The sequence below is a fragment of the Clavibacter sp. B3I6 genome, from assembly GCF_030816895.1.
GTDB lineage: Bacteria > Actinomycetota > Actinomycetes > Actinomycetales > Microbacteriaceae > Clavibacter.
In genome coordinates this window covers 768,505-786,862 of record NZ_JAUSYL010000001.1, presented here as the reverse complement: position 1 = coordinate 786,862, position 18,358 = coordinate 768,505, and the positions used below count along the sequence as shown (strand labels likewise).

The 18,358-nt window shown below is 71.8% G+C and carries 26 protein-coding genes and 1 pseudogene; 14 read left to right on the top strand and 13 right to left on the bottom strand.

What is annotated here, in order from left to right:
* Window positions 1-27 precede the first annotated feature (27 nt).
* Window positions 28-795 carry a type I methionyl aminopeptidase gene (gene map, locus QFZ62_RS03680; protein WP_307501817.1) on the bottom strand — a complete coding sequence of 256 codons (768 nt, stop codon included), beginning with the start codon at window positions 793-795 and terminating at the stop codon, window positions 28-30.
* 75 nt (window positions 796-870) lie between these two features.
* On the opposite strand from map, the gene QFZ62_RS03675 reads away from it, so the two are divergent.
* The 10 genes from QFZ62_RS03675 (at window position 871) to QFZ62_RS03630 (ending at window position 7,931) form a co-directional block, all read left to right on the top strand.
* The gene (locus QFZ62_RS03675) at window positions 871-1,362 is read left to right on the top strand and encodes a hypothetical protein (protein WP_307501815.1); all 492 of its coding nucleotides are present in this window, start codon (window positions 871-873) and stop codon (window positions 1,360-1,362) included.
* A gap of 173 nt (window positions 1,363-1,535) precedes the next feature.
* Window positions 1,536-1,880: a 50S ribosomal protein L19 gene (gene rplS / locus QFZ62_RS03670; RefSeq protein ID WP_012298189.1), complete on the top strand. Its 345-nt coding sequence runs from the start codon at window positions 1,536-1,538 to the stop codon at window positions 1,878-1,880.
* Window positions 1,881-1,946: 66 nt separating this feature from the next.
* A complete protein-coding gene (lepB, locus tag QFZ62_RS03665) occupies window positions 1,947-2,699 on the top strand; it encodes a signal peptidase I (RefSeq protein ID WP_307501812.1) in 753 nt (250 codons plus the stop codon).
* Window positions 2,699-3,358, top strand: coding sequence for a ribonuclease HII (locus QFZ62_RS03660; protein WP_307501809.1), 660 nt, complete (start codon window positions 2,699-2,701; stop codon window positions 3,356-3,358). The genes lepB and QFZ62_RS03660 overlap by 1 nt, the downstream gene beginning before the upstream one ends.
* A 99-nt stretch (window positions 3,359-3,457) precedes the next feature.
* Window positions 3,458-3,781, top strand: a complete 324-nt coding sequence (locus QFZ62_RS03655) for a DUF2469 family protein (RefSeq protein WP_012298192.1) — start codon at window positions 3,458-3,460, stop codon at window positions 3,779-3,781.
* A 109-nt stretch (window positions 3,782-3,890) separates the two neighbouring features.
* Window positions 3,891-4,247 (top strand): YraN family protein, encoded by a 357-nt coding sequence (locus QFZ62_RS03650; RefSeq protein WP_307501807.1) that lies wholly within the window; start codon window positions 3,891-3,893, stop codon window positions 4,245-4,247.
* A complete protein-coding gene (locus QFZ62_RS03645) occupies window positions 4,247-5,803 on the top strand; it encodes a YifB family Mg chelatase-like AAA ATPase (protein ID WP_307501804.1) in 1,557 nt (518 codons plus the stop codon). The genes QFZ62_RS03650 and QFZ62_RS03645 overlap by 1 nt, the downstream gene beginning before the upstream one ends.
* A 146-nt stretch (window positions 5,804-5,949) precedes the next feature.
* Window positions 5,950-6,843 (top strand): DNA-processing protein DprA, encoded by an 894-nt coding sequence (locus QFZ62_RS03640; RefSeq protein ID WP_307501801.1) that lies wholly within the window; start codon window positions 5,950-5,952, stop codon window positions 6,841-6,843.
* Entirely contained in the window at window positions 6,840-7,610 is a 771-nt protein-coding gene (locus QFZ62_RS03635) for a hypothetical protein (protein ID WP_307501799.1), read from the top strand. Before QFZ62_RS03640 ends, QFZ62_RS03635 begins: the two co-directional genes overlap by 4 nt.
* A 114-nt stretch (window positions 7,611-7,724) precedes the next feature.
* Complete coding sequence (locus tag QFZ62_RS03630) at window positions 7,725-7,931, top strand: hypothetical protein (RefSeq protein ID WP_307501797.1); 207 nt, start codon at window positions 7,725-7,727, stop codon at window positions 7,929-7,931.
* 85 nt (window positions 7,932-8,016) lie between these two features.
* On the opposite strand, the gene QFZ62_RS03625 is transcribed toward QFZ62_RS03630, so the two are convergent.
* Entirely contained in the window at window positions 8,017-8,325 is a 309-nt protein-coding gene (locus QFZ62_RS03625) for a hypothetical protein (RefSeq protein WP_307501794.1), read from the bottom strand.
* A 51-nt stretch (window positions 8,326-8,376) separates the two neighbouring features.
* On the opposite strand from QFZ62_RS03625, the gene QFZ62_RS03620 reads away from it, so the two are divergent.
* Window positions 8,377-8,700: a hypothetical protein gene (locus QFZ62_RS03620; RefSeq protein WP_307501792.1), complete on the top strand. Its 324-nt coding sequence runs from the start codon at window positions 8,377-8,379 to the stop codon at window positions 8,698-8,700.
* Window positions 8,701-8,725: 25 nt separating this feature from the next.
* Here the strand turns inward: QFZ62_RS03620 and QFZ62_RS03615 are convergent, their stop codons facing one another.
* Window positions 8,726-9,526 carry a hypothetical protein gene (locus QFZ62_RS03615; protein ID WP_307501789.1) on the bottom strand — a complete coding sequence of 267 codons (801 nt, stop codon included), beginning with the start codon at window positions 9,524-9,526 and terminating at the stop codon, window positions 8,726-8,728.
* A 25-nt stretch (window positions 9,527-9,551) separates the two neighbouring features.
* On the opposite strand from QFZ62_RS03615, the pseudogene QFZ62_RS03610 reads away from it, so the two are divergent.
* Window positions 9,552-9,662, top strand: a pseudogene (locus QFZ62_RS03610) (macro domain-containing protein); the annotation flags it as partial.
* 175 nt (window positions 9,663-9,837) lie between these two features.
* Here QFZ62_RS03610 and QFZ62_RS03605 read toward each other — a convergent pair.
* A complete protein-coding gene (locus QFZ62_RS03605) occupies window positions 9,838-9,987 on the bottom strand; it encodes a hypothetical protein (RefSeq protein WP_307501786.1) in 150 nt (49 codons plus the stop codon).
* Between the two features lie 227 nt (window positions 9,988-10,214).
* Between QFZ62_RS03605 and QFZ62_RS03600 the strand changes: the two genes are divergently transcribed.
* Window positions 10,215-11,090 (top strand): SGNH/GDSL hydrolase family protein, encoded by an 876-nt coding sequence (locus QFZ62_RS03600; protein ID WP_307501784.1) that lies wholly within the window; start codon window positions 10,215-10,217, stop codon window positions 11,088-11,090.
* A gap of 96 nt (window positions 11,091-11,186) precedes the next feature.
* Here QFZ62_RS03600 and QFZ62_RS03595 read toward each other — a convergent pair whose 3' ends face one another.
* From QFZ62_RS03595 to QFZ62_RS03555, 9 genes are all read right to left on the bottom strand, one after another.
* The gene (locus QFZ62_RS03595; protein ID WP_307501781.1) at window positions 11,187-12,479 is read right to left on the bottom strand and encodes a hypothetical protein; all 1,293 of its coding nucleotides are present in this window, start codon (window positions 12,477-12,479) and stop codon (window positions 11,187-11,189) included.
* Between the two features lie 772 nt (window positions 12,480-13,251).
* A complete protein-coding gene (locus QFZ62_RS03590; RefSeq protein ID WP_307501779.1) occupies window positions 13,252-13,563 on the bottom strand; it encodes a hypothetical protein in 312 nt (103 codons plus the stop codon).
* Window positions 13,560-13,823: a hypothetical protein gene (locus tag QFZ62_RS03585; RefSeq protein WP_307501776.1), complete on the bottom strand. Its 264-nt coding sequence runs from the start codon at window positions 13,821-13,823 to the stop codon at window positions 13,560-13,562. The genes QFZ62_RS03590 and QFZ62_RS03585 overlap by 4 nt, the downstream gene beginning before the upstream one ends.
* Complete coding sequence (locus tag QFZ62_RS03580; RefSeq protein ID WP_307501773.1) at window positions 13,820-14,314, bottom strand: hypothetical protein; 495 nt, start codon at window positions 14,312-14,314, stop codon at window positions 13,820-13,822. The genes QFZ62_RS03585 and QFZ62_RS03580 overlap by 4 nt, the downstream gene beginning before the upstream one ends.
* 126 nt (window positions 14,315-14,440) lie before the next feature.
* Entirely contained in the window at window positions 14,441-14,635 is a 195-nt protein-coding gene (locus tag QFZ62_RS03575; protein WP_307501769.1) for a hypothetical protein, read from the bottom strand.
* Complete coding sequence (locus QFZ62_RS03570; protein WP_307501767.1) at window positions 14,628-14,882, bottom strand: hypothetical protein; 255 nt, start codon at window positions 14,880-14,882, stop codon at window positions 14,628-14,630. The genes QFZ62_RS03575 and QFZ62_RS03570 overlap by 8 nt, the downstream gene beginning before the upstream one ends.
* Window positions 14,879-15,601: a hypothetical protein gene (locus tag QFZ62_RS03565; protein WP_307501764.1), complete on the bottom strand. Its 723-nt coding sequence runs from the start codon at window positions 15,599-15,601 to the stop codon at window positions 14,879-14,881. The genes QFZ62_RS03570 and QFZ62_RS03565 overlap by 4 nt, the downstream gene beginning before the upstream one ends.
* A 58-nt stretch (window positions 15,602-15,659) precedes the next feature.
* On the bottom strand, window positions 15,660-15,848 hold the full coding sequence (locus QFZ62_RS03560; RefSeq protein ID WP_307501761.1) for a hypothetical protein: 189 nt from the start codon (window positions 15,846-15,848) through the stop codon (window positions 15,660-15,662).
* A 542-nt stretch (window positions 15,849-16,390) separates the two neighbouring features.
* Window positions 16,391-17,806 carry a recombinase family protein gene (locus tag QFZ62_RS03555; protein WP_307501758.1) on the bottom strand — a complete coding sequence of 472 codons (1,416 nt, stop codon included), beginning with the start codon at window positions 17,804-17,806 and terminating at the stop codon, window positions 16,391-16,393.
* Here QFZ62_RS03555 and QFZ62_RS03550 point away from each other — a divergent pair.
* A complete protein-coding gene (locus QFZ62_RS03550; protein WP_307501756.1) occupies window positions 17,717-18,340 on the top strand; it encodes a DNA-processing protein DprA in 624 nt (207 codons plus the stop codon). The two genes, QFZ62_RS03555 and QFZ62_RS03550, sit on opposite strands and share 90 nt — an antisense overlap.
* Window positions 18,341-18,358: the final 18 nt, after the last annotated feature.

Below are 18,358 nucleotides of genomic sequence, written 5' to 3'. Positions count from 1 at the left end.
CCGCCTGCGGCCTGCCCGGCTCCGACGTCATCCGCGCGCGGTGAGGATGAGCGGGCCGGACTCGGTGATCGCGACCGTGTGCTCCATGTGCGCCCCGCGCGAGCCGTCGGCGCTGCGGAGGGTCCAGCCGTCCTCGTCCGTGTAGATCTCGTCGGTGCTCTGCAGGAACCACGGCTCGATCGCGATGACGAGGCCGGGACGCAGCGGCACGCCGCGGTTCGGGCGACCCTGGTTCGCGATGTGCGGGTCGCCGTGCATGGTGCGGCCGACGCCGTGGCCGCCGAAGTCGGTGTTGACGGAGTACCCGGCCTCCGTGGCGACGGCGCCGATGGCGGCCGAGATGTCGCCCGTGCGCCCGCCGGGCTGCGCGGCGCGGATGCCGGCCTCGAGCGCCGCGGTCGTGACCTCGATGAGGCGCACGTCCTCCGCGCGGGGCGTGCCGACGATGACGCTCACGGCGGAGTCGCTGACCCAGCCGTCGACGGACGCGGCGAAGTCGAGGCTCAGGAGGTCGCCGTCCTGGAGCCGGTAGTCGTGGGGGAGCCCGTGCAGGACGCCGTCGTTCACCGAGGTGCAGAGGACCTTGCCGAACGGCATCGCCCCGAACGACGGGTGGTAGTCGATGTAGCAGGACTCCGCCCCGCGCTCGCGGATCAGGCGGTGCGCGGTGCGGTCGAGGTCGAGCAGGTTGACGCCGACGTCGGCCCGCGCGGCCAGGGTCGTGAGCACGTGGGCCACGAACTCCCCGGCGGGTCGCATCTGGTCCATCTCGGCGGGCGTTCGCAGTTCCATCACGGGAGACGAGCCTACGCGAGCGGCGTCCGGCGGGCCCCACCCGGTGCGTCCAGGATCCGCTCGTAGCATGGGCGCATGCAGCAGCATCCGGTCCTCGGCCTCCGCCGCGCGCTCTACCGCTGGCAGTTCGCCGCGGTCGTCGTGCTCCCCGCCTGGCTCCTCGTGGGCTGGGCGGCGTTCGGGTCCGGCGGGTGGGAGCTGCTCCTCGTGATGCTCTCGGCGGCCGCGCTCGGGATCGCCCTCCTCGCGGCCCTCGGCCTGGTGCTCGCACGGCGTTCGGTGCGCACGTCCCGCGCGGTCTCGCCGACGGACGCCGTCGCGATGGGCGCGCTGACCCTGGCGGTCCTCGGCACCGGCACCTACTCGGTCGTCAGCACGTGGTGCGCGGTGATCGCGGTCCTCGCCGCCGTCGCGCTCGTCGCACTGGCCGTCCGGCAGCTCGTCGCGGAGACGCGGCAGCGCATGCAGGAGGTCATCGCCGTGATCGAGCGGGACGCCCAGCCGAGGCCGCCCGGATGGGCGGCCGCGGAGGGCCCGGACGCCGGGCGCACCATCCGCCTGGAGTGACCCGGGCGAGCCCGACCCCCGGCGCTTTGCGCTTGACGCGCCCGAGGTGACAGAATGGGCGATCGTGCCTGCCGCCGACCCTGCCACGGGGGAGTCGGCCATCCATGCGGGCCGTTCCCCATCCAGACATTGATGCGCAGTCGACCCGTGGCGGTTGCAGAGAGCGGTACACCATGCACATCCTCGATTCCGTCGACAAGGCGTCGCTGCGGTCGGACATCCCCGACTTCCGCGCCGGCGACACGGTCAAGGTCCACGTCAACATCGTCGAGGGCAGCCGCTCGCGCATCCAGGTGTTCCAGGGCATCGTCATCGGCCGCCAGGGCGAGGGCGTCCGCGAGACGTTCTGCGTCCGCAAGGTCAGCTTCCAGGTCGGCGTCGAGCGCACCTTCCCGGTGCACTCCCCGGTCATCGACCACATCGAGGTCGTGACGCGCGGCGACGTGCGCCGCGCCAAGCTGTACTTCCTGCGCGACCTGCGCGGCAAGAAGGCGAAGATCAAGGAGAAGCGCTCCTAGCGCGTCCACAGCTGTCATCCCACCGAGCTCCCGGCATCTACACTTGCCGGGAGCTCAGGCGGTTAAATGACAGACAGCACGGCGCCCGTGGAGACGAGATCCTCGGGCAAGCACAGCGGCAGCACGTCGCGGGGATGGAAGACGTTCCTCCGGGACGTCCTCGTCATCTTCGTGGTGGCCCTCCTCGTCTCGGTCCTGATCAAGGCGTTCCTGATCCGGTCGTTCTACATCCCCTCCGCGTCCATGGAGGACACGCTGCAGATCAACGACCGGATCGTGGTGAACCAGCTCACGCCCGACCTCATGCCCCTGCAGCGCGGCGACGTCGTCGTGTTCCGCGACCCGGGCGGCTGGCTGCTCCCGTCGCCCGCCGTCGACAAGCCGCCGCTCGCGGCCGCCGTCGACTGGGCGCTCACCACCGTCGGCCTGTCCGCGTCGGACAGCAACGACCACCTCATCAAGCGCCTCATCGGCCTGCCGGGCGACCACGTCGTCTGCTGCAACTCCCTCGGCCAGATGAGCGTCAACGACGTCCCCCTCGACGAGCCGTACATCAAGCTCGTCCCCGGCGACACGAGCGCATCCGACGACCCGTTCGACGTCACCGTCCCCGCGGACTCCCTCTGGGTCATGGGCGACAACCGCGGGAACTCCGCGGACTCCCGCTACAACCAGTCGGGCCCCACGCACGGCTTCGTCCCCATCGACCACGTGGTCGGTAGAGCTTTCGTCATCACGTGGCCCATCGACCGCTGGTCGATCATCAGCGACCGCCCCGGGACGTTCGGCGACGTGCCCGATCCCGCCCCCGCGGGCTGATGCCGGTCGCGGATCCCACCCTCGAGCTGGAACGCGAGCTCCTCACCGCGGGCGCCTCGCTCGTCATCGGCTGCGACGAGGTCGGCCGCGGTGCGCTGGCCGGCCCGGTCGCTGTCGGCATGGCCGCGCTCGGGTCGGACGCCCCGGCGTTCCCCGCCGGCCTCCGCGACTCCAAGATGCTCAGCGAGAAGCGCCGCGAGGCGCTCCACCCCGAGGTGTCCGCGTGGGTCAGGCACTCGGCCGTCGGCATGGCCTCCGCGCAGGAGGTCGACGAGCTCGGCATCACGGCGTGCCTCGGCCTCGCCGGCCGTCGCGCGCTCGTGGAGCTCCACCACCTGGGGGTCCCGCTCCTCGACAGCGTCGTGCTCCTCGACGGATCGCATGACTGGCTCACGCCCGCGCTCGCCCACCCGGTCCCGGTGCGGCTGCGGATCAAGGCCGATCGGGACTGCGCGTCCGTCGCCGCGGCGTCCGTCCTCGCCAAGGTGCACCGCGACCGGCTCATGGCCGCGTGGCACGAGGAGGCGCCCGAGTACGGCTGGGCGGGCAACAAGGGCTACGGCAGTCCGGCGCACCTCGACGCGATCCGCACGAGCGGGGCGTCCCGCATCCACCGGCGCACCTGGCTCTCCGGCGTCCTCGCGTCGCCCGCGACCTGACGGGGCCTCCGGCGGGATCCCGGGGGACGGGGTGCCGCCGGCCGCGGCGACGGCGCCCCGGCGGAGAGCGGCTCCCGTGGCGGTTAGGATCGACGGACCATGGATGACGACGAGTTCGAGGACTACGACCGCGAGGTGGAGCTGGCGCTCTACCGGGAGTACCGGGACATCGTGTCCCAGTTCAAGTACGTGGTCGAGACCGAGCGGCGCTTCTACCTCGCGAACGAGGTCGAGCTGGTGCGCCGGGACACGGAGCACGACTTCTACTTCGAGCTCAGCATGACCGACGTGTGGGTCTGGGACGTCTACCGCTCCGACCGGTTCGTGAAGTCGGTGCGCGTGCTCACCTTCAAGGACGTCAACGTCGAGGAGCTGTCCGCGAAGGAGTTCGAGCTCCCCAAGGAGCTCGCCATCGACGAGTAGGGCGCCCTTCGGCCCCTCCCCAGGCGCTCCGTCGACCTGGAGCCCACGGCGCCGTCCGGCGCATCCACCGGCGTGCCCGTCGTGACGCATCCTCCTCGCGGAGGTGCGCATGACACGCGAGCAGGATCTGGGACGACGCGGCGAGGAGCTCGCCGCACGGCATCTGACCGAGCGGGGCTACGCGCTCGTGGAGCGCAACTGGCGATGCCGCGAGGGCGAGATCGACCTCGTGATGACGCACGCGGGCACGACCGTGCTCGTGGAGGTCAAGACGCGTGCGGGCCTCGCCTACGGGCATCCGCTCGAGGCGGTCACCCGCGCGAAGGCGGCGCGGCTGCGGGTCCTGGCAGGGCTCTGGCGTGAAGCGCACCCGGAGCGGCGCGGACCGGTGCGCATCGACGTTGTCGGCGTCGTGTGGCCGCGAGGCGGGACGCCCCCGGTCGACGTCGTCCGGAGCGCCTGCTGATGGCCGTGGGCCGCACCCTGGCCGTCGCGCTCTCCGGCCTCGACGGGGCCCTCGTCGACGTGGAGGCCGACATCACGAGCCAGCTCCCCGGGTTCGTCCTCATAGGGCTGCCGGACGCCGCGCTGAGCCAGGCCCGCGAGCGGGTGCGCGCGGCGACCGGCAACGCCGGGTGCGAGTTCCCGGTCCGCCGCGTCACCGTGAACCTCTCGCCCGCCGTCCTCCCCAAGCACGGGTCGGGCTTCGACCTCGCCATCGCGCTCGCGGTGCTGGCGGCGGGCGGGACGGTGTCGGCCGAGTCGGTCGCCGGCACGGTGCATCTGGGAGAGCTCGGGCTCGACGGTCGACTGCGGCCGACGCACGGCATCCTGCCCGCCGTGCTCGCGGCGCGTCGAGCGGGGATCCGCCGGGTCATGGTGCCCCGATGCCACGAGGAAGAGGCCTCCCTCGTGCCGGACATGCGCGTCATCGCCGTCGCGGGCCTCCGGGACGCGGCGATCCACCACGGCGCCGAGCTCGAGCCGGAGCCCGACGAGGTGCTCGGGCCCGTGATCGCCGTCCCGGGCGGCGAGGCGCCGCACGGCTTGCCGGGGGAGCGGTCCGGGGATCCGTGCCTGGGCGACGTGGTCGGCAACGAGGAGGCGGTCGAGGCGCTCGTCGTCGCCGCCGCGGGCGGCCACCACATGTTCCTCCTGGGCCCGCCGGGTGCGGGCAAGACCATGCTCGCGCAGCGGCTCCCCGGGCTCCTTCCCGACCTCGACGAGGAGGCGGCGCTGGAGGTGGGCTGCATCCGGTCGCTGTGCGGTGAGCGCCTCGGTCCCGAGCTGTCCGTGCGCCCGCCCCTGGAGGCGCCGCACCACACGGCGAGCGCGGCGGGCATCGTCGGGGGCGGCAGCGGGCGCATCCGCCCCGGCGCCGCGGTGCGGGCCAGCGGCGGGGTCCTCTTCCTCGACGAGGCGCCGGAGTTCGCGGGAGCGGTGCTCGACTGCCTGCGGCAGCCGCTCGAGTCGGGCGTCATCAGCATCCACCGCGCCAACGGCGTGGCCCACTTCCCGGGCCGCTTCCAGCTGGTCATGGCCGCCAACCCCTGCCCGTGCGGCGCGTTCGGCGTCGCCGGGTCGGACTGCTCCTGTCCGCCCCAGGCGCGTCGGCGGTACCTCGCGCGCCTGTCCGGGCCGCTCATGGACCGGATGGACATCCGCCTCGGCGTGCGGCGCGTGACCACCGCGGTGCACCGCGCGGCCGACGACGCATCCCGGGTGACGACGGCATCAGCTCGCATGCGCGTCGCCGGGGCCCGTGCGGCGGCGGCTGAGCGGTGGGCGCCGACGCCCTGGCGCACCAACGCCCATGTGGCGGGCACCTGGCTCCGCCGGGAGGCGCGGGTCGCCCGGGGCGCGACGGCCGCGCTCGACCGGGCCCTCGATCGCGGCCTCCTCACGATGCGCGGCTACGACCGGGTGCTCCGCCTCGGCTGGACGCTCGCGGACCTGGACGGCGCGACGAGCCCCGACGCGGACCACCTCGGGCGCGCGCTCCTGCTGCGAGGCGCCTCGTGATCGCGGGAGAGGGTGCGGGTCCGCGCCGCCAGGGCATCGACCCCGAGGAGCGACGGGTCCAGGTGCATGAGGAGCCGGTTCCGTCCACCAGCGGTCGGGGGCGGCATGCCGATGAGCCGAGGAGGACGGTCAGGGAGCGCGACTCGGTGCGCGCGCGGGACGTCGCACGTCTCGGGCTGCCCCCGCGGGAGCTCCGCGAGCTGATGGCGGCGCTCCGCCCCGCGTCCCGGGACCCCGACGGCGCGGGCGACGAGTGGGAGCCGAGCGCGGAGGACGCAGCGGCGCGCTGTACGTGGTCCGGCATCGCGGAGCCCGGCGACCGGGTCGCGGGCGCGGTGATCGGGGTGCTCGGCTCCTGCGCCGCCCTCGCCGCCGTGGTCGACGGCGCACCGGCCGACGCCGTGGTCGGGGCCATGCTCCGTGCCGGCCTCGACCTCGAGGAGGACGGGCGCAGCGCTCTCGTGGGGGAGGTGGCCGCGGCGCTCGAACGATGGCGGCCTCGCGTGGTGCGCAGCGAGGCCCTGGCGCGCCTGCACGCCGCACGCATCGTCGGCGCGGACGTGCTCGTCCCGGGCGACCCGCTCTGGCCGTCCGGCGTCGACGACCTGGGTCCCCACGCCCCGCTCGTGCTCTGGTGCACGGGATCCGCGGACGCGCTCGCCGCGCTCTCCCGGTCGGTGGCCGTCGTGGGCGCGCGCGCCGCGACCGGATACGGCGAGCACGTGACCGCGGAGCTCGCCGCGGGGCTCGTCGAGCGCAGTGTCACGGTGGTGTCCGGCGGCGCGTACGGGGTCGACGGCGCCGCGCACCGGGCGGCGGTGGGATCCGGCGGCTGCACCGTGGCGTTCCTGGCCGGCGGCGTCGATCGCCTCTACCCGTCAGGGCACACCGAGCTCTTCGCGCGCATGCGGCGCGACGGCGCGGTGATCTCGGAGCTGCCGTGCGGAGCATCGCCCACCCGCTGGCGCTTCCTGCTCCGCAATGTCGAGTCGAATACGTGGCGCCCGCGCCTGCTTCTCGTCAGTAGGGTCGTCTCATGATTACCCTTGAGGCCGTCGACGTCCCGACGTGGCTTGACTACGTCACCCTCGCTGTCGCAATCATCTCGTCGGTGGTCATCGCATGGCAGGCCATATTGACTCGCAGCGCTGTGCAGGCCTCGCGCGACACCGTGGCCGTCGCAGAGTCCTCGTTGCGTGAGAGTCAGCTCGCGCGGCTCGAGTCGCAGGTGCCTCGAGTCTTCGTGTCGGCGCAGGCCTACGTGGTAGCGCATCCGGTTATGCGCTCCGAGGGTTTCGTTGACTTCCAGCCAGTTCAGCGTGAAGACGAGTTCAAGCTTCCTCGGGACGAGGAGGTCACGCTCTCGATTCCCTTTTTCTTCGAAGTTCGGAATGACGGGCCCGGATCCGTCAGCCTCTTGATCGAACCGCTCGCCACGCCGGTTGAAGAAGGGGCGTCTCGCGTTCTCGGACCGGGCGAGACGCGGCAGTTCAAGATGAGGATTGCACGGAGCGTGGCGTCCTGGGTTGCGCTCGCGAAGAACGCACCCGACGAGACGCCTGGAGCTCTCAGCAAGTGGAGCGAGTTCACCAAGGTGACTGTTCGGCACATTGGTCCGCGGGACTCCGACGTGGAGGAGATCCACGAGATCCGGCTGTTTGGCACGATTTTGAGGGAGCGCGCCAAGGAGCAGGGTTCGTGGGAGCTAGGCGATCCGTGGGATGACAGGGCGCCGAAGAGCGTTCTAGTGCCGGCACGGCGCATCTACTGGAAGTCGCGATCTCGGAACGAACAATTTAGAATGTGAACTACTGCCCGCGTATGACGCCTTACGCGAGTCCTGATCAGCGGCACATTCGATCCGCTTGTGTGTTAACGTCACCTTGAGCGGGAGCAGCCCGCACACGATGAGGAGCGCACCATGACTGCCCAGCCCGCCGACCTGTCCGTCCCCGACCTCGATGGCTGGGATGCCCCTTGGCGCGAGGACGCTGCGGACGACACAGCTCCCGAGCTCTTGCCCATCGAAGGCGAGCCGGGCCTCTTCGTGGCCCTCTTCGCCGACGGGTCGTACTTCCGCTGCCGCCCGATGATCGTCGACGGCGTCCAGCAGCTCACGGCCGCCTGAGCCCCGCACAACGACGAGAAGGCCCGCCCTGCGGTTGCAGGACGGGCCTCGGGTGTTCGGGCGCGAGCGGGATTGCTGTGGATTGTCAGGGGCATCCGGTCGCCGCTGGGCTCAGTAGCTGTTCGACGAGCGGGATGAGGTTCGCCGCGGCGCCACAGAGCAGGCCCATCAGGACGAAGAGGACGTCCCACCGCAGCGAGAGCACCTGCGCTCGTAGTCCCTCGGCTGGGTCCTGATGGCTGAGCTCCCCGCGGGTCATCTGCCGGAAGCCGCGGGCCTCCTGCTTGGCCTCGAGGGCGCGGAGCGCGCGGTGGGCGCTCGTGAGGAGCCGCAGGAACCCGATCGCCGGCAGGACGAGCGCGAGGACGTTCAGGGCGATCAGGAGGACGGTCATGCCCGAACCCTAGAGGCGGCCGTGTCGCCGGCCGCCCGTAGCGTGCGGCGCATGTCGAACAAGGTCCGCAGTCCCGAGTCTGACCGTCCGCGCGATCCGGGTACCACCGGCCCGGTGCTCGTGTTCCGTTCGCCGGGCATGGCGGCCATTCGCGACGAGTCCCGGCCACTGCCGGGGCAACGTCAGCTCGCGTCGCTGGTCCACGACTTCCGAGGCTGGACCCTCACGGTCCGCAACGTCGGCTCCTACGGGCCCTTCGGCAGCGCGGAGGCGGCAGCTGCCTGGTGGTCGGAGCACCGTCGGGCGCTGCCGGAGCCGCAGCGCGCGCGGCTGCTGGGCGACGACTGGCCGCCTGGGCGTGCGGAGGACGGCTGAGCGCGCTACGGCACTAGGAGGCAGATCAGGAGCCGATACCCAGTGCACGCGCCAATACGGCAAGTACCAGGCCACCCACGACGCCGAGTGCGGCTACCCATGCGTCGCGCTTGTGGTCGGCGCGTCGTGCCGCTGTCTGGGCCCGCGATTCCTGGCGAGGGACCACACCGGGCCATAGGAGGGCGTACTTCTCTGCGAGGTACCGGTCGACTCCGACGGAGCCCGCGGCGACTGTCGCCAAGAGCGTCCAGCCCATGACGATTCCTGGCGCTGAAAGGTCGCCGGAGCCGAGGACCATGAGCCAGCAACCGAGCATCACGGCCAGAGGCAGGAACACGAAGTGCCGGCTGAGCTGCTTCCAGGGGACGATGTTGGTGCCGTCCTTCGTCAGGGCGGCGATTACGCGAGCGCGAACCGCGGAGGTGTCGGTCTGCGCGCCCGCCCTCTGCGGCGAGACCATCACGATGGTGCGCCGCCCCTGAACCATGTAAATCGAGACACCGACTCCGTCCTGGTAGGGGTGAGGGGATCCTTCCGGTAGGGAGACGTGAATCGTCAGGTTTTGCCTATCGACGCGGTCTAGGCCATCGAGATCCTCGCGCGCAATGTTGTGGTCGTCCCTCCGCGTGGTGACCTGAACAGTCACGCGCGGGTGTAGCTCGGGCCCGACATTGCCGTCGTTCGCTGCCCCCCGCTGACCCACCGCCGCAATCGCCTCATGGACGGCTTCCATGTCGATGACACGGCCACGAATCGCCGTTCCGTAATGCCGATAGTCCCCTGGCGCCGTGGTGGTCGCCGGGCCGAAGATGAGGTCGGAAAGCATGGCTGAATGCTAGCCAAGCGTACGGCGGGCTACGGCCGGCCTCGGTGTCCGCAGCGTGGCCTTCCCCGCGGTCTCGGCCGGGATCTACGGCTGGCCCGTCGACGACGCGGCGCGCGTGGCGGCAGCCGCGGCTCGTCGATGGATCGCACGGGCCCTTCAGCGGCGCGGAGGATGCGTTCGAGTGATGGCTCGAGCATCGCGCTGCGTTGCCGACTCCGCGGCGCGGACGATGCCGATAACGTCGTGCGGCATGACGACGGCGCCAGTGGCGCGGGTCGCGGAGGCGGGGCACGGCCCGTCGAGGCCGTGTCCTAGATGCTGGTGATAAGCAGGTTGTCCACCGGACGTTTTAGACCCGCGGGAGCGCCGCCATCCGCGACGATGCGCGAACGCTCCGCTCGAAGCGGAACCTCACCACGATGACGCTGCATATCGAGGGGGTGGAACTCGTCGGTGAACACCCCGCGGAGCTCGTACGGCCCGTTCCCCTCCCCCCGATGCTGCGTACGCGTGGTGGGCTGAGCACCGCGACACGATGCCGGAGTCGACGTGGACGCCGTGGCGGCGCGAGTCGTGGCCGCCCGGCATCGACGAGGACTGGGCCGAACACGACGAATAGCCCCCCGGGCACCCCCGTCATGGGGGGCTCAGGGGGCATGGTCGCCGCTCGGCTATAGGCTCAGCGCTCGTGAGCAGACGCAGGACGAAGTCGCGGGGACAACTTGGCCGGCGCGGCTGGATCGTCGGAGCCGTGGTCGCCGTGGTGGCGATCGCCGCGATCGTACTCAGCGTGACGGCGCTCCAGCAGACACGGACCGACCCGCAGGCTGCGGCGTCGTACGAGCCGAAGCCGTGGCCGACACGCACACCTCCGCCGCCAGCGCCACCGCAGCGCCAGCTCGCCGAAATTGCACCGCGCCTTGCTGACTCGGGCCGTGAGTTCACGGTGCTCGTCTTCGGAGATTCCACGGGGGTGTCCGCGGCTGGATGGCAGGTTCTGGTCCCGCAGTGGCTTGGTGAGCAGCACGATCGCCCGGTTGTGCTGCACCCCTGGGATCGCGACGCTACCCAGTACGCAGGCGTTTGGGAGTTGCGCGATGGGGACTCCGCGCCCGTCACCGTGTGGAACGCTTCGTCTCCGGGCCGCGATGTCGCGTTCGCTCGCGAGCACCAGGCAGCGATGGCACCTATCGACCCGGCGACCGTCGACATCGTGTTCGTGAACTTCGGACACACCGAGAAGCGGGGCGCGATCGTGCCCAACGTCGGCTCGTTCATGGAGGACGCCGCCGCGCAGTACCCGAACGCGGCCGTCGTGTACCTGAAGCAGAACCCTGACCACTCACGATCGCCGCTGAAGGCGACTCAGGTCGAGAACGTGAAGGCGATGGCGACGTGGGCGGGCAACCACAACTTCGCGTCGATTCCGGTCTTCGATGCGATCCAGGCGACGGGGAACGTCGACCCGCTCATGGATGAGCCGACCATGATCCACCCGAACGCGGACGGATACCGGGTGTGGGCTGACGTCATGATCAGCTCACTCACCGACGCTGGTTTCTAGGCTGCGGGTGGTTGCCCTTGAGGACGCCGAGATAGTCGACTAGGCCCCCTGGGTGCCCCGCAATGGGGACGCTCAGGGGGCCGTTCACATGCCGGCTCAGGCGGCGCCGAGCTTGTGCGCGAACGTGAGAGCCGTCACGAGCTCAGCACGCTCCGCCGCAGTGAGCGCCCGACTGTAGGAGCCCCACTCCGCGAGGTCGATCTGCGCGAACCCCGATGAGTTGGTGTTGCGTCCGACCTCCATGCGGGCGGGCGCCGCCGTGCCGGTGGTCCCGGTCTTCTCCGCAAGGTTGTCCATGCGAATCACGGTCGATGCCCCGTCGAACACGGCGACGAACGCGTGCCACGTGGTGCCGGGGACGAGGGCGTCCGCGATGAGGAACGTGTCGCGGAACGCCACGAGCGCGGGCGTCGGCGACACGGAGAGCGCGGCCTGCCCACCGAAGTTGCCGGCGACCACGGGCCAATTCCCCGTGGTCGGGACACCTCGGAACCGGGCCACGCCGTAGATCGTGAACGCGCCGGTGCCAATGGCCGCGTCGCTCTCGACGGGTCGCATCCAGTCGTCGACGCCGTCGAACTCGAGGTACGTCCGCGTCGGGGTTACGCGCTTGGTCGGCGCGCCGCTCTGGGAGACGGCCGCGCCGGTCGCGGTCCCTTCGTTGGCGACGGTCGTGACGGAGGCGCCATCTCCGCCCGTTGTGGACGCTGCGATGTAGCGCCGGAGTGCATCCGCGGGTCGGGCGGGCCCGACGACCGGGATGGGTGCGGGCGTGACCACCGCGGCGGCGTACCAGCCGCGGGCGGCGCTGACTGCCGCCGCACGCTTACCGATCACGGCGTAGCCGGCCGCGTTCATGTGGGTCCCGTCGGACGAGAGGGACGGCGGGATGCAGTCCTCCGCAATGGCGGCCGTGTCGGCGGCCGTTGCTGTCAGGCCCGCGTCCGCCAGGCCGTTCCGGATGATGTACCCGCGCATGTCGTAGAAGTTCGGGTCCTTCGCGTACTCCGCGTTGGTCGCCATGACGTTGGCGTACCCGGCGCTGCCTGCGACCTCGGCTCGGGTGTTGAAGATCGGGAAGATCATGTACGGGGCGCCGACGCGCTGCGCCTCGGCCGCCATGGCGCGGACGTCCGCCGCGGGGCGGGGCAGTGTCGGGTTGTTCCGGCCGGCCCAGATGATGCGACCCACGCCGGCGCCCGCCTGCTGCGCCGACACGAACTTCGTCTCCGCCGGCACGACGGTCGCCGTCCCGGCCGTGGTCCGCGCGAACGTCCAAGCGTCGGCGGCGCTCTTCGTGAGCACCCCCTTGATGCCCGCGAGCGAGCCGGGGAACGTCCAGACGGATCCGTTGCGCCACGGGCTTCCCGCGAGGACGGTGACGGCCACGGATCCGGACGCGGGGATGCTGCCCCCTCGACGGTCACGAACACGTCGAGCCCGCCGTTGCGGAGGGCGATCTCGGACGTGAACTGGCTGTCGACCCCGTAGTTGAGGACGTCGACGGGGATGAGGCTGTCGAGGGTGGCGGGGTACGTCGACGCGGTCCCGCCGAGACCGCGGGTCATCGAGTCGCCGAAGCAGGCGACGCCGGCCGTCGCCTTTCCCGGCTCGCTCGAGAGGTACTGCGGCTGGATCTTGCCGGCTGCATCGAGCTTCGGGACGAGGCCTAAAGCAGCCGTCAGCGCCGACACGTCGGCCTTTGCACCGAGCGCCGAAGCGAGCTCGGTGCGCGTCGGGTGGCGCTCTGCAACCTGCTCGGGGGTGATGAGGCGAACGGCGGACAGGTCGGTAGCTGCCATTGGTCAGGCCTCCAGGGTCAGGCGGGCGTAGCCGTCGGCGTCGGAGCGCCACTCGGCGTCCGGGCGGAGCGCGTAGGAGACGCCGGCGTGGGTGATCTGGGGCATGAGGAGGGGTCCTTAAATGACGAAGGCCGCCTCCGCGAGTGCGGAGAGGGCCGAGAGGAGGAAAGATGCTCGTTGTTTGTTCAAACCCTCAGACTTGCGCGCACAGAGAGGCGCTATGCCGTCTCGGGCGAGGGCGATGCCCCCTTTAAGGGGTATGCCCCACCCCGGCCGCGACGCAGCGGGGCGACCGGCCGGAGTGGGGGTGCCCGCGTTGGCGAAGCATCCGAGCGTGGAGCCCTTCGAAGGGCGTCGGGCTACTCGCCCTCGTACTCGTGCCCCATCGCGTCCCGCAGGACGAGACGCGACGCGACGAGGAGGTCGACTGCCTGCTCGAGCAGGCGGTCGCTCTCGACCATCTGCTCTCGAAGCGCGAGGCGGCGCTCGTCCGCGACCGTCGCGAAGACAGGGTCCGGAATGCCCGACACCTGCACGCCGAGGTTCACCGACTGCACGCGAGGTGAGGCCTGCCACTGGATGACCGAGGCGCCCTCTCGCACGGCAGCGAGCGACAGGGCCGCTGTCACGAAGCGCTCGAGGACGGGGGTACCCGCCAGCGGGCCGCTCACGAGGCCACCGCCCGGCGCTGCTCGCGGCGGCGCTGGGCCAGGCACTCACGGCATCGGGTCTCGAGGCCGTCAGCGGCGCGCCCGTCGGCGCCGTACGCCGAGGCCGGGAGCGTGCGCTCGCAGAGGAGACACGCCTTCCCGGCCGTCGCCTGCCACGCGGCGAGGCGCTCGAGCGCGGCGGCCGTGAGCAGGCCCTCGCCGTCGTCGTACTCCGCCGCAGCTGCGGCGACGGCAGCCGCGGGACTGTCGAGCGCGGTCACTTCTTCGCTGCCTTCGGGATGCAGCTGCCGCCGGCGCACTTGCGGATCACGGGCCTAGGGCCATTGGTCGGCACCATCGTGCCGCAGCCACGGGCGCAGGACACGAACCAGCGCACGCCGCGGACAACGGCGGGTGTCGTGGTCGCACGCGCGGGAGGCTCATCGACGGCAGGGCTCTTCGGCGCCGGAGCAAGGGTTGCGGGGCGCCGCCGCTCGAGGATGCGTTCGGCCTCCTGGATCTCGACGCGCTCACGCAGGGCGGCGGCGCGCCCGAGCGGAGTGAGGGCCTTGTACTCGCTCAGCGTCACGCCCCAGAGGAGCCCCCGGGGCACGTTGCCCGGGTGCCCGGTGGGCGGGTCCGCTGTGAAGGCGACGAGGTGGCCGTTGACCGCCACAGCTGCACGGCCGCGGGCGGCAGCCAGCTCGGTCGGTGTCAGCGACGCTCGCGGGTCGCTGTGGGTGCGAGGGTCCTCGGGGATGCTCTGGAACATGATGAGCCGCTTCCTGGGCGGCAGCGCGCGGGTGTCGCCCGGGCGCCAGTCGTGTGCATGCGCGACCTCGTCGAGGTCGCGCTCACCTGTGAAGAGCGCCGCGAGGGGCGCCCTGCTCGGTGTCGGTCAGAACCCGCGAGCTCGACGACGTGGCTGCGGCGCCGCCGGAGCGCGCGGCGCGGGGACGTCGGCGGCGTCAACCCAGGGGAGGAGGTCGCCGACGCCCTCACGCTGCGTGCCGTCGGCGAGGACGGCTGCGACGAAGTGGACGCGCTGCGCGCCGTCGCCGACGGTGCCGTGCGTGGCCTCGGCGTCAGCCACGTCGGGCTGCCGCGACGATCGCATCAGTCGCCTCGGCGTCCTCGGGCGTGCCGACCTCGGCGTCGTGTGCCGCACGTCCTCGGGCGTAGTAGTCCTCGGGTGTGACCTCTCGGCCGGTCCGCTCGGACTCCTCGGCAGCCCACCTCGCGACCATGCGCTGGAAGCCGGGGTGCTGATCTTCGAGCGGCCCCTCGGGTGAGGCCGCTACGACGTCGCGGACGAGGGCCTCGAGGTCCTCGCGCTTCACTGGGCGGCGCCGTCGCGCACGGCGCGCAGCTGGCGGAGCGGGATCTGGGCGAGGCTGCGAGCGACGACGTCGAGGGCCTCGTCGAGGGTCACGTCCTTCCGGCCGCCATGCTCGATGCGCTCGGTGACCTGGCCGCCGCGGGGCGGGTTGTAGCCGGCCTCGCGGAAGCGCGCGTCGGTCGCCGCGTCATCAAGGCCGGCGCGGCGGCACTCGAGCAGGAGCTCGACCTCGGGGGAGTAGCTGCCGGCGCCGACGCCGTCGTAGCGATGAGCTCGTCGTCGGTCGGTGAGCGCCTGGCGAAGGGCCGCGAGGGCGTCGACTGCCTCGTCGTGCGTGTCGAGGACGACGCCGGCGATGACACTCTGACGCGCGGCGAGCTGGCTGTCGCTCAGCGACTTGCCGCTGAGGAGGTCCTCGAGCTTCGCCTGCGCCGCCTTGAAGTCGCGCTCGGCGCTCGCCGCAGCGGTTGACGCCGTGCGTGACTCGACGAGGGCGTCGTCCTGGGTCTGCGTCGTGCCGATGCCGAGCTCGGCCTCGTACTTCGCCCTTGAGAAGCGGCTGTCGGCGGCGCCCTTGACGGCAGAGGCGGCGAGGTGAGCGTCGCGCGCGGTCGCGAAAGTTGCGTGCGCCGCTGGAGCGCCGGGAGTCGCGTCGATGAGGTAGTCGGGCACAGGGCCAGACGAGGCGTATGCGTACTTCGAGTAGCTGGTGTCAGTCATGAGGGGTTCTTCCAGTAGAGGCGGGCCGAGCCGGTCACGGCTCGGAGGAGAAGGGAGATCAGGAGGCGTGCTGCTGGAGTGCGCGGACGGCGACGGTGAGATCGCGGACGGTCTCGCGGTCGCGCTCGCGGTAGCGGGCCTGTCGGCACGCGCCGCTGCACATGCGCGCGTCGAAGCGGACGGCGTCGAAGGTCTGGCCGCACTGGACGCAGGTGTGCTCGCGCGTGCGGGCGTGGGTGGGGGCCATGGGGCTCCGATCTAGCAGAGACGGATATTGGGCACGAGAGAGGCGCCGGCACGTGGCCGGCGCGGGTCGAGGGGGAGAGGCGCACGCCGCGCGGAATCCTTGGGATCGCGCGCGGCGCCTGACGCCCATCCAGAGCCGCGCTGAGCGCGGACTACTGGCCTCACTAGAAGAGAGCGCCAGGGATCCGGGATCGCCGGCGCTCGCCGAGGCGGCGGGCCGCCCAGACGGCGGGATTCGGTGCGCGGTGCGCGCGGTGCGCGGGATGAATGCGCGGACTGGCGCGAAGACGGTTTGAAGGGGTGCGGCTCGGGCGTGTCGTGGAGGTGACGAGGAGGGCCTCGGAAGGCCTCAGAGTGACGAGATGACGAAACGAACGTCACTTCCCCTTCCCTCGTAGAGAGCTCTCTCTCTCGAGGGGGGAAGTAGAAGTGACGTTCGTTTCGTCACTTCGTCACCCCAATTACCACGCTGCGGCACGCTCAGCACGCCGAAGAGGCCCTCCGGGCCGTGCCCGCGCACCCCGCGGACCGCCCTCGCCGGCGTCAGTCGTCGGCGTCGACGTGCTCCCACGGGTTCAGGCCCGGCGCCAGCAGGTGCTCGACGCGCACGCGGCGCGGGTCGCGCCCCGGCGCCACCTCCACGTAGAGGAGCGCCGACACGATCTCGCGCTGGCGGTCGAGGTCCAGCTCGTCGAAACGCGCGAGCAGCGCCGCTGCGACGTCGTCGTACGGGGCGCCTTCGGCCGGAAGCTCGGCGAGGAGAGTCTGCGCGGCGTCCACAAGCGCCGACGCCGCGCTCTTCGAGACTCGCGCCTCGTCGAGCTGACGCTCGAGGCCCTCACGCTCCTCACGCAGTGCGAGCAGGCGCGAGCGCGCGGCAGCCGGCGGTACGAGGCCCTCGTCGCGGTCGGCGAGGAGCGCGGCGACGGCGTCCGAGTTGCGGCGGTGCTCGGCCATGAGGGCCGCGAAGGTGCTCGTCTCGCTGCGCGCGGGGAAGAGGCTCGAGCCGCCGCCGAGGAGCGCGCGGGCGATCTCCTCGCGGACGCGCCCCTCGAGGCGGTCGCGCGTGATCGACGGGTGGCTCGTCGACGCGCTGCATCGGTAGTCGCGCATGAAGTGCATGCCGGCGCCGCAGACTCCGCAGCGCGCCAGCCCGGACATGAGGTAGCGCCGGCCGGGGCCCGGGCTGGTCCGGCGCGCTGCATCGGCGAGGATCGCCTGCACCTCGGCGGCGAGCTCCGGCGTGACGATCGGCGTCACCGTATCGGAGGGGGTGACCCGGCCGAGGTGGGTGACGCTGCCGGCGTAGTGCGGGTTCGTGAGGATGTGCCGCAGGCGGAGTGGGCGCCACGCGGCGCGGCCGGGCGCCGGGTCCACGCCCTCGTCATTGAGCTGCTGCGCAAGCGAGCGGAGGGAGCCGCCGTCGGCGACGTGCTGGAACATTCGCCGTACCACGATGGCTTCGGTCTCGCGGGGAGTGACCGCGTCGGTCTCGTATCCGAACCGACGGCGGCCCGCCGTCGGTTCTCCGCGGCTTGCTCGATCGAGGTTCGCCCGGAGCTGGCGCTCGCTCTTGCGACGGATCTCGAAGCGAGCGATTCCGGCGAGCATCGTTGCCCTGAACTCGCCATCCGCCGTCGTGAGATCCAGCTCGCCGTCCACGGTGAGCACGCGCGCGCCGGCGTCGATGAGTCGGAACAGATCACGCGTGTCCCTGAGCAGCCGGTCGAGGTCAACCGCGACGACCACTTCGGCAACCCCGTTCGCGAGCTCCTCGAGCATCGTGGCCCACGCCGTGCCGACGCCCCGCTCCTTCGCTGCGCTGGTGTCGTTGTCGCGGTACTCGCGCACGAGGTCGTACCCCCGCGCTTGGATGAGCGCACGGCAGCGCGCGAGCTGACGCTCAATGCCCTCGGACACGTCCTCGGACTGGCGGGCGTAGATCGCGACGGTCGTCATGTATGCAACGTATCTTTCCTGCTGCGGAACCGCCTCATCGCAGCGGTCAGCGCGGCCACGGTGGTCGTCGAGGCGGGAGCGCGCAGCGGCTCCCTGAACACCGCGAACCACGCGCTCGCCCTCGAGCGGCCCCTCGGCGCGGTGCCCGGACCCGTGACCAGCGTCTCGTCGTCCGGCTGCCATCGGCTCCTGCGGGAGTCGGGGGCGGTGTGCATCACCTCCGCCGACGACGTGATGGACCTGGTCCCCGCGTGGGGCGGCCTCATCCGGCCGGAGCCTGTCGAAGATGCGCGCGATGCGCCGGGCGGGAGCGCGACCGCGTCCGCCCGCGCAGGCACGGCCGGCCAGGCAGATCCACGCATCGCGCGCGTGCTCGACGCGCTGGCCGTGCGGCGCGGGCGGGACACCGGGGACGTCGCGGCACGCGCCGGGCTCGGCGTCGCGGAGACCTCGTCCGTGCTGGGACTGCTCGAGCTCGAGGGCGCGGTCGCGCGACCGGACGGCGGCTGGGTGCGGCGTCCCGCGTCGCGCTGACACGGCACGAGCACCTGG

Bases quoted from the DNA above. Each gene is read 5' to 3' on its own strand.
- QFZ62_RS03655 (WP_012298192.1), top strand. From the start codon at position 3,458: ATGGATGACGACGAGTTCGAGGACTACGACCGCGAGGTGGAGCTGGCG.
- QFZ62_RS03635 (WP_307501799.1), top strand. From the start codon at position 6,840: ATGATTACCCTTGAGGCCGTCGACGTCCCGACGTGGCTTGACTACGTC.
- QFZ62_RS03660 (WP_307501809.1), top strand. From the start codon at position 2,699: ATGCCGGTCGCGGATCCCACCCTCGAGCTGGAACGCGAGCTCCTCACC.
- lepB (WP_307501812.1), top strand. From the start codon at position 1,947: ATGACAGACAGCACGGCGCCCGTGGAGACGAGATCCTCGGGCAAGCAC.
- QFZ62_RS03625 (WP_307501794.1), bottom strand. From the start codon at position 8,325: ATGACCGTCCTCCTGATCGCCCTGAACGTCCTCGCGCTCGTCCTGCCG.
- QFZ62_RS03615 (WP_307501789.1), bottom strand. From the start codon at position 9,526: ATGCTTTCCGACCTCATCTTCGGCCCGGCGACCACCACGGCGCCAGGG.
- QFZ62_RS03580 (WP_307501773.1), bottom strand. From the start codon at position 14,314: ATGTTCCAGAGCATCCCCGAGGACCCTCGCACCCACAGCGACCCGCGA.
- QFZ62_RS03620 (WP_307501792.1), top strand. From the start codon at position 8,377: ATGTCGAACAAGGTCCGCAGTCCCGAGTCTGACCGTCCGCGCGATCCG.
- rplS (WP_012298189.1), top strand. From the start codon at position 1,536: ATGCACATCCTCGATTCCGTCGACAAGGCGTCGCTGCGGTCGGACATC.
- QFZ62_RS03565 (WP_307501764.1), bottom strand. From the start codon at position 15,601: ATGACTGACACCAGCTACTCGAAGTACGCATACGCCTCGTCTGGCCCT.
- QFZ62_RS03645 (WP_307501804.1), top strand. From the start codon at position 4,247: ATGGCCGTGGGCCGCACCCTGGCCGTCGCGCTCTCCGGCCTCGACGGG.
- QFZ62_RS03560 (WP_307501761.1), bottom strand. From the start codon at position 15,848: ATGGCCCCCACCCACGCCCGCACGCGCGAGCACACCTGCGTCCAGTGC.
- QFZ62_RS03630 (WP_307501797.1), top strand. From the start codon at position 7,725: ATGACTGCCCAGCCCGCCGACCTGTCCGTCCCCGACCTCGATGGCTGG.
- QFZ62_RS03650 (WP_307501807.1), top strand. From the start codon at position 3,891: ATGACACGCGAGCAGGATCTGGGACGACGCGGCGAGGAGCTCGCCGCA.
- QFZ62_RS03555 (WP_307501758.1), bottom strand. From the start codon at position 17,806: ATGACGACCGTCGCGATCTACGCCCGCCAGTCCGAGGACGTGTCCGAG.
- QFZ62_RS03675 (WP_307501815.1), top strand. From the start codon at position 871: ATGCAGCAGCATCCGGTCCTCGGCCTCCGCCGCGCGCTCTACCGCTGG.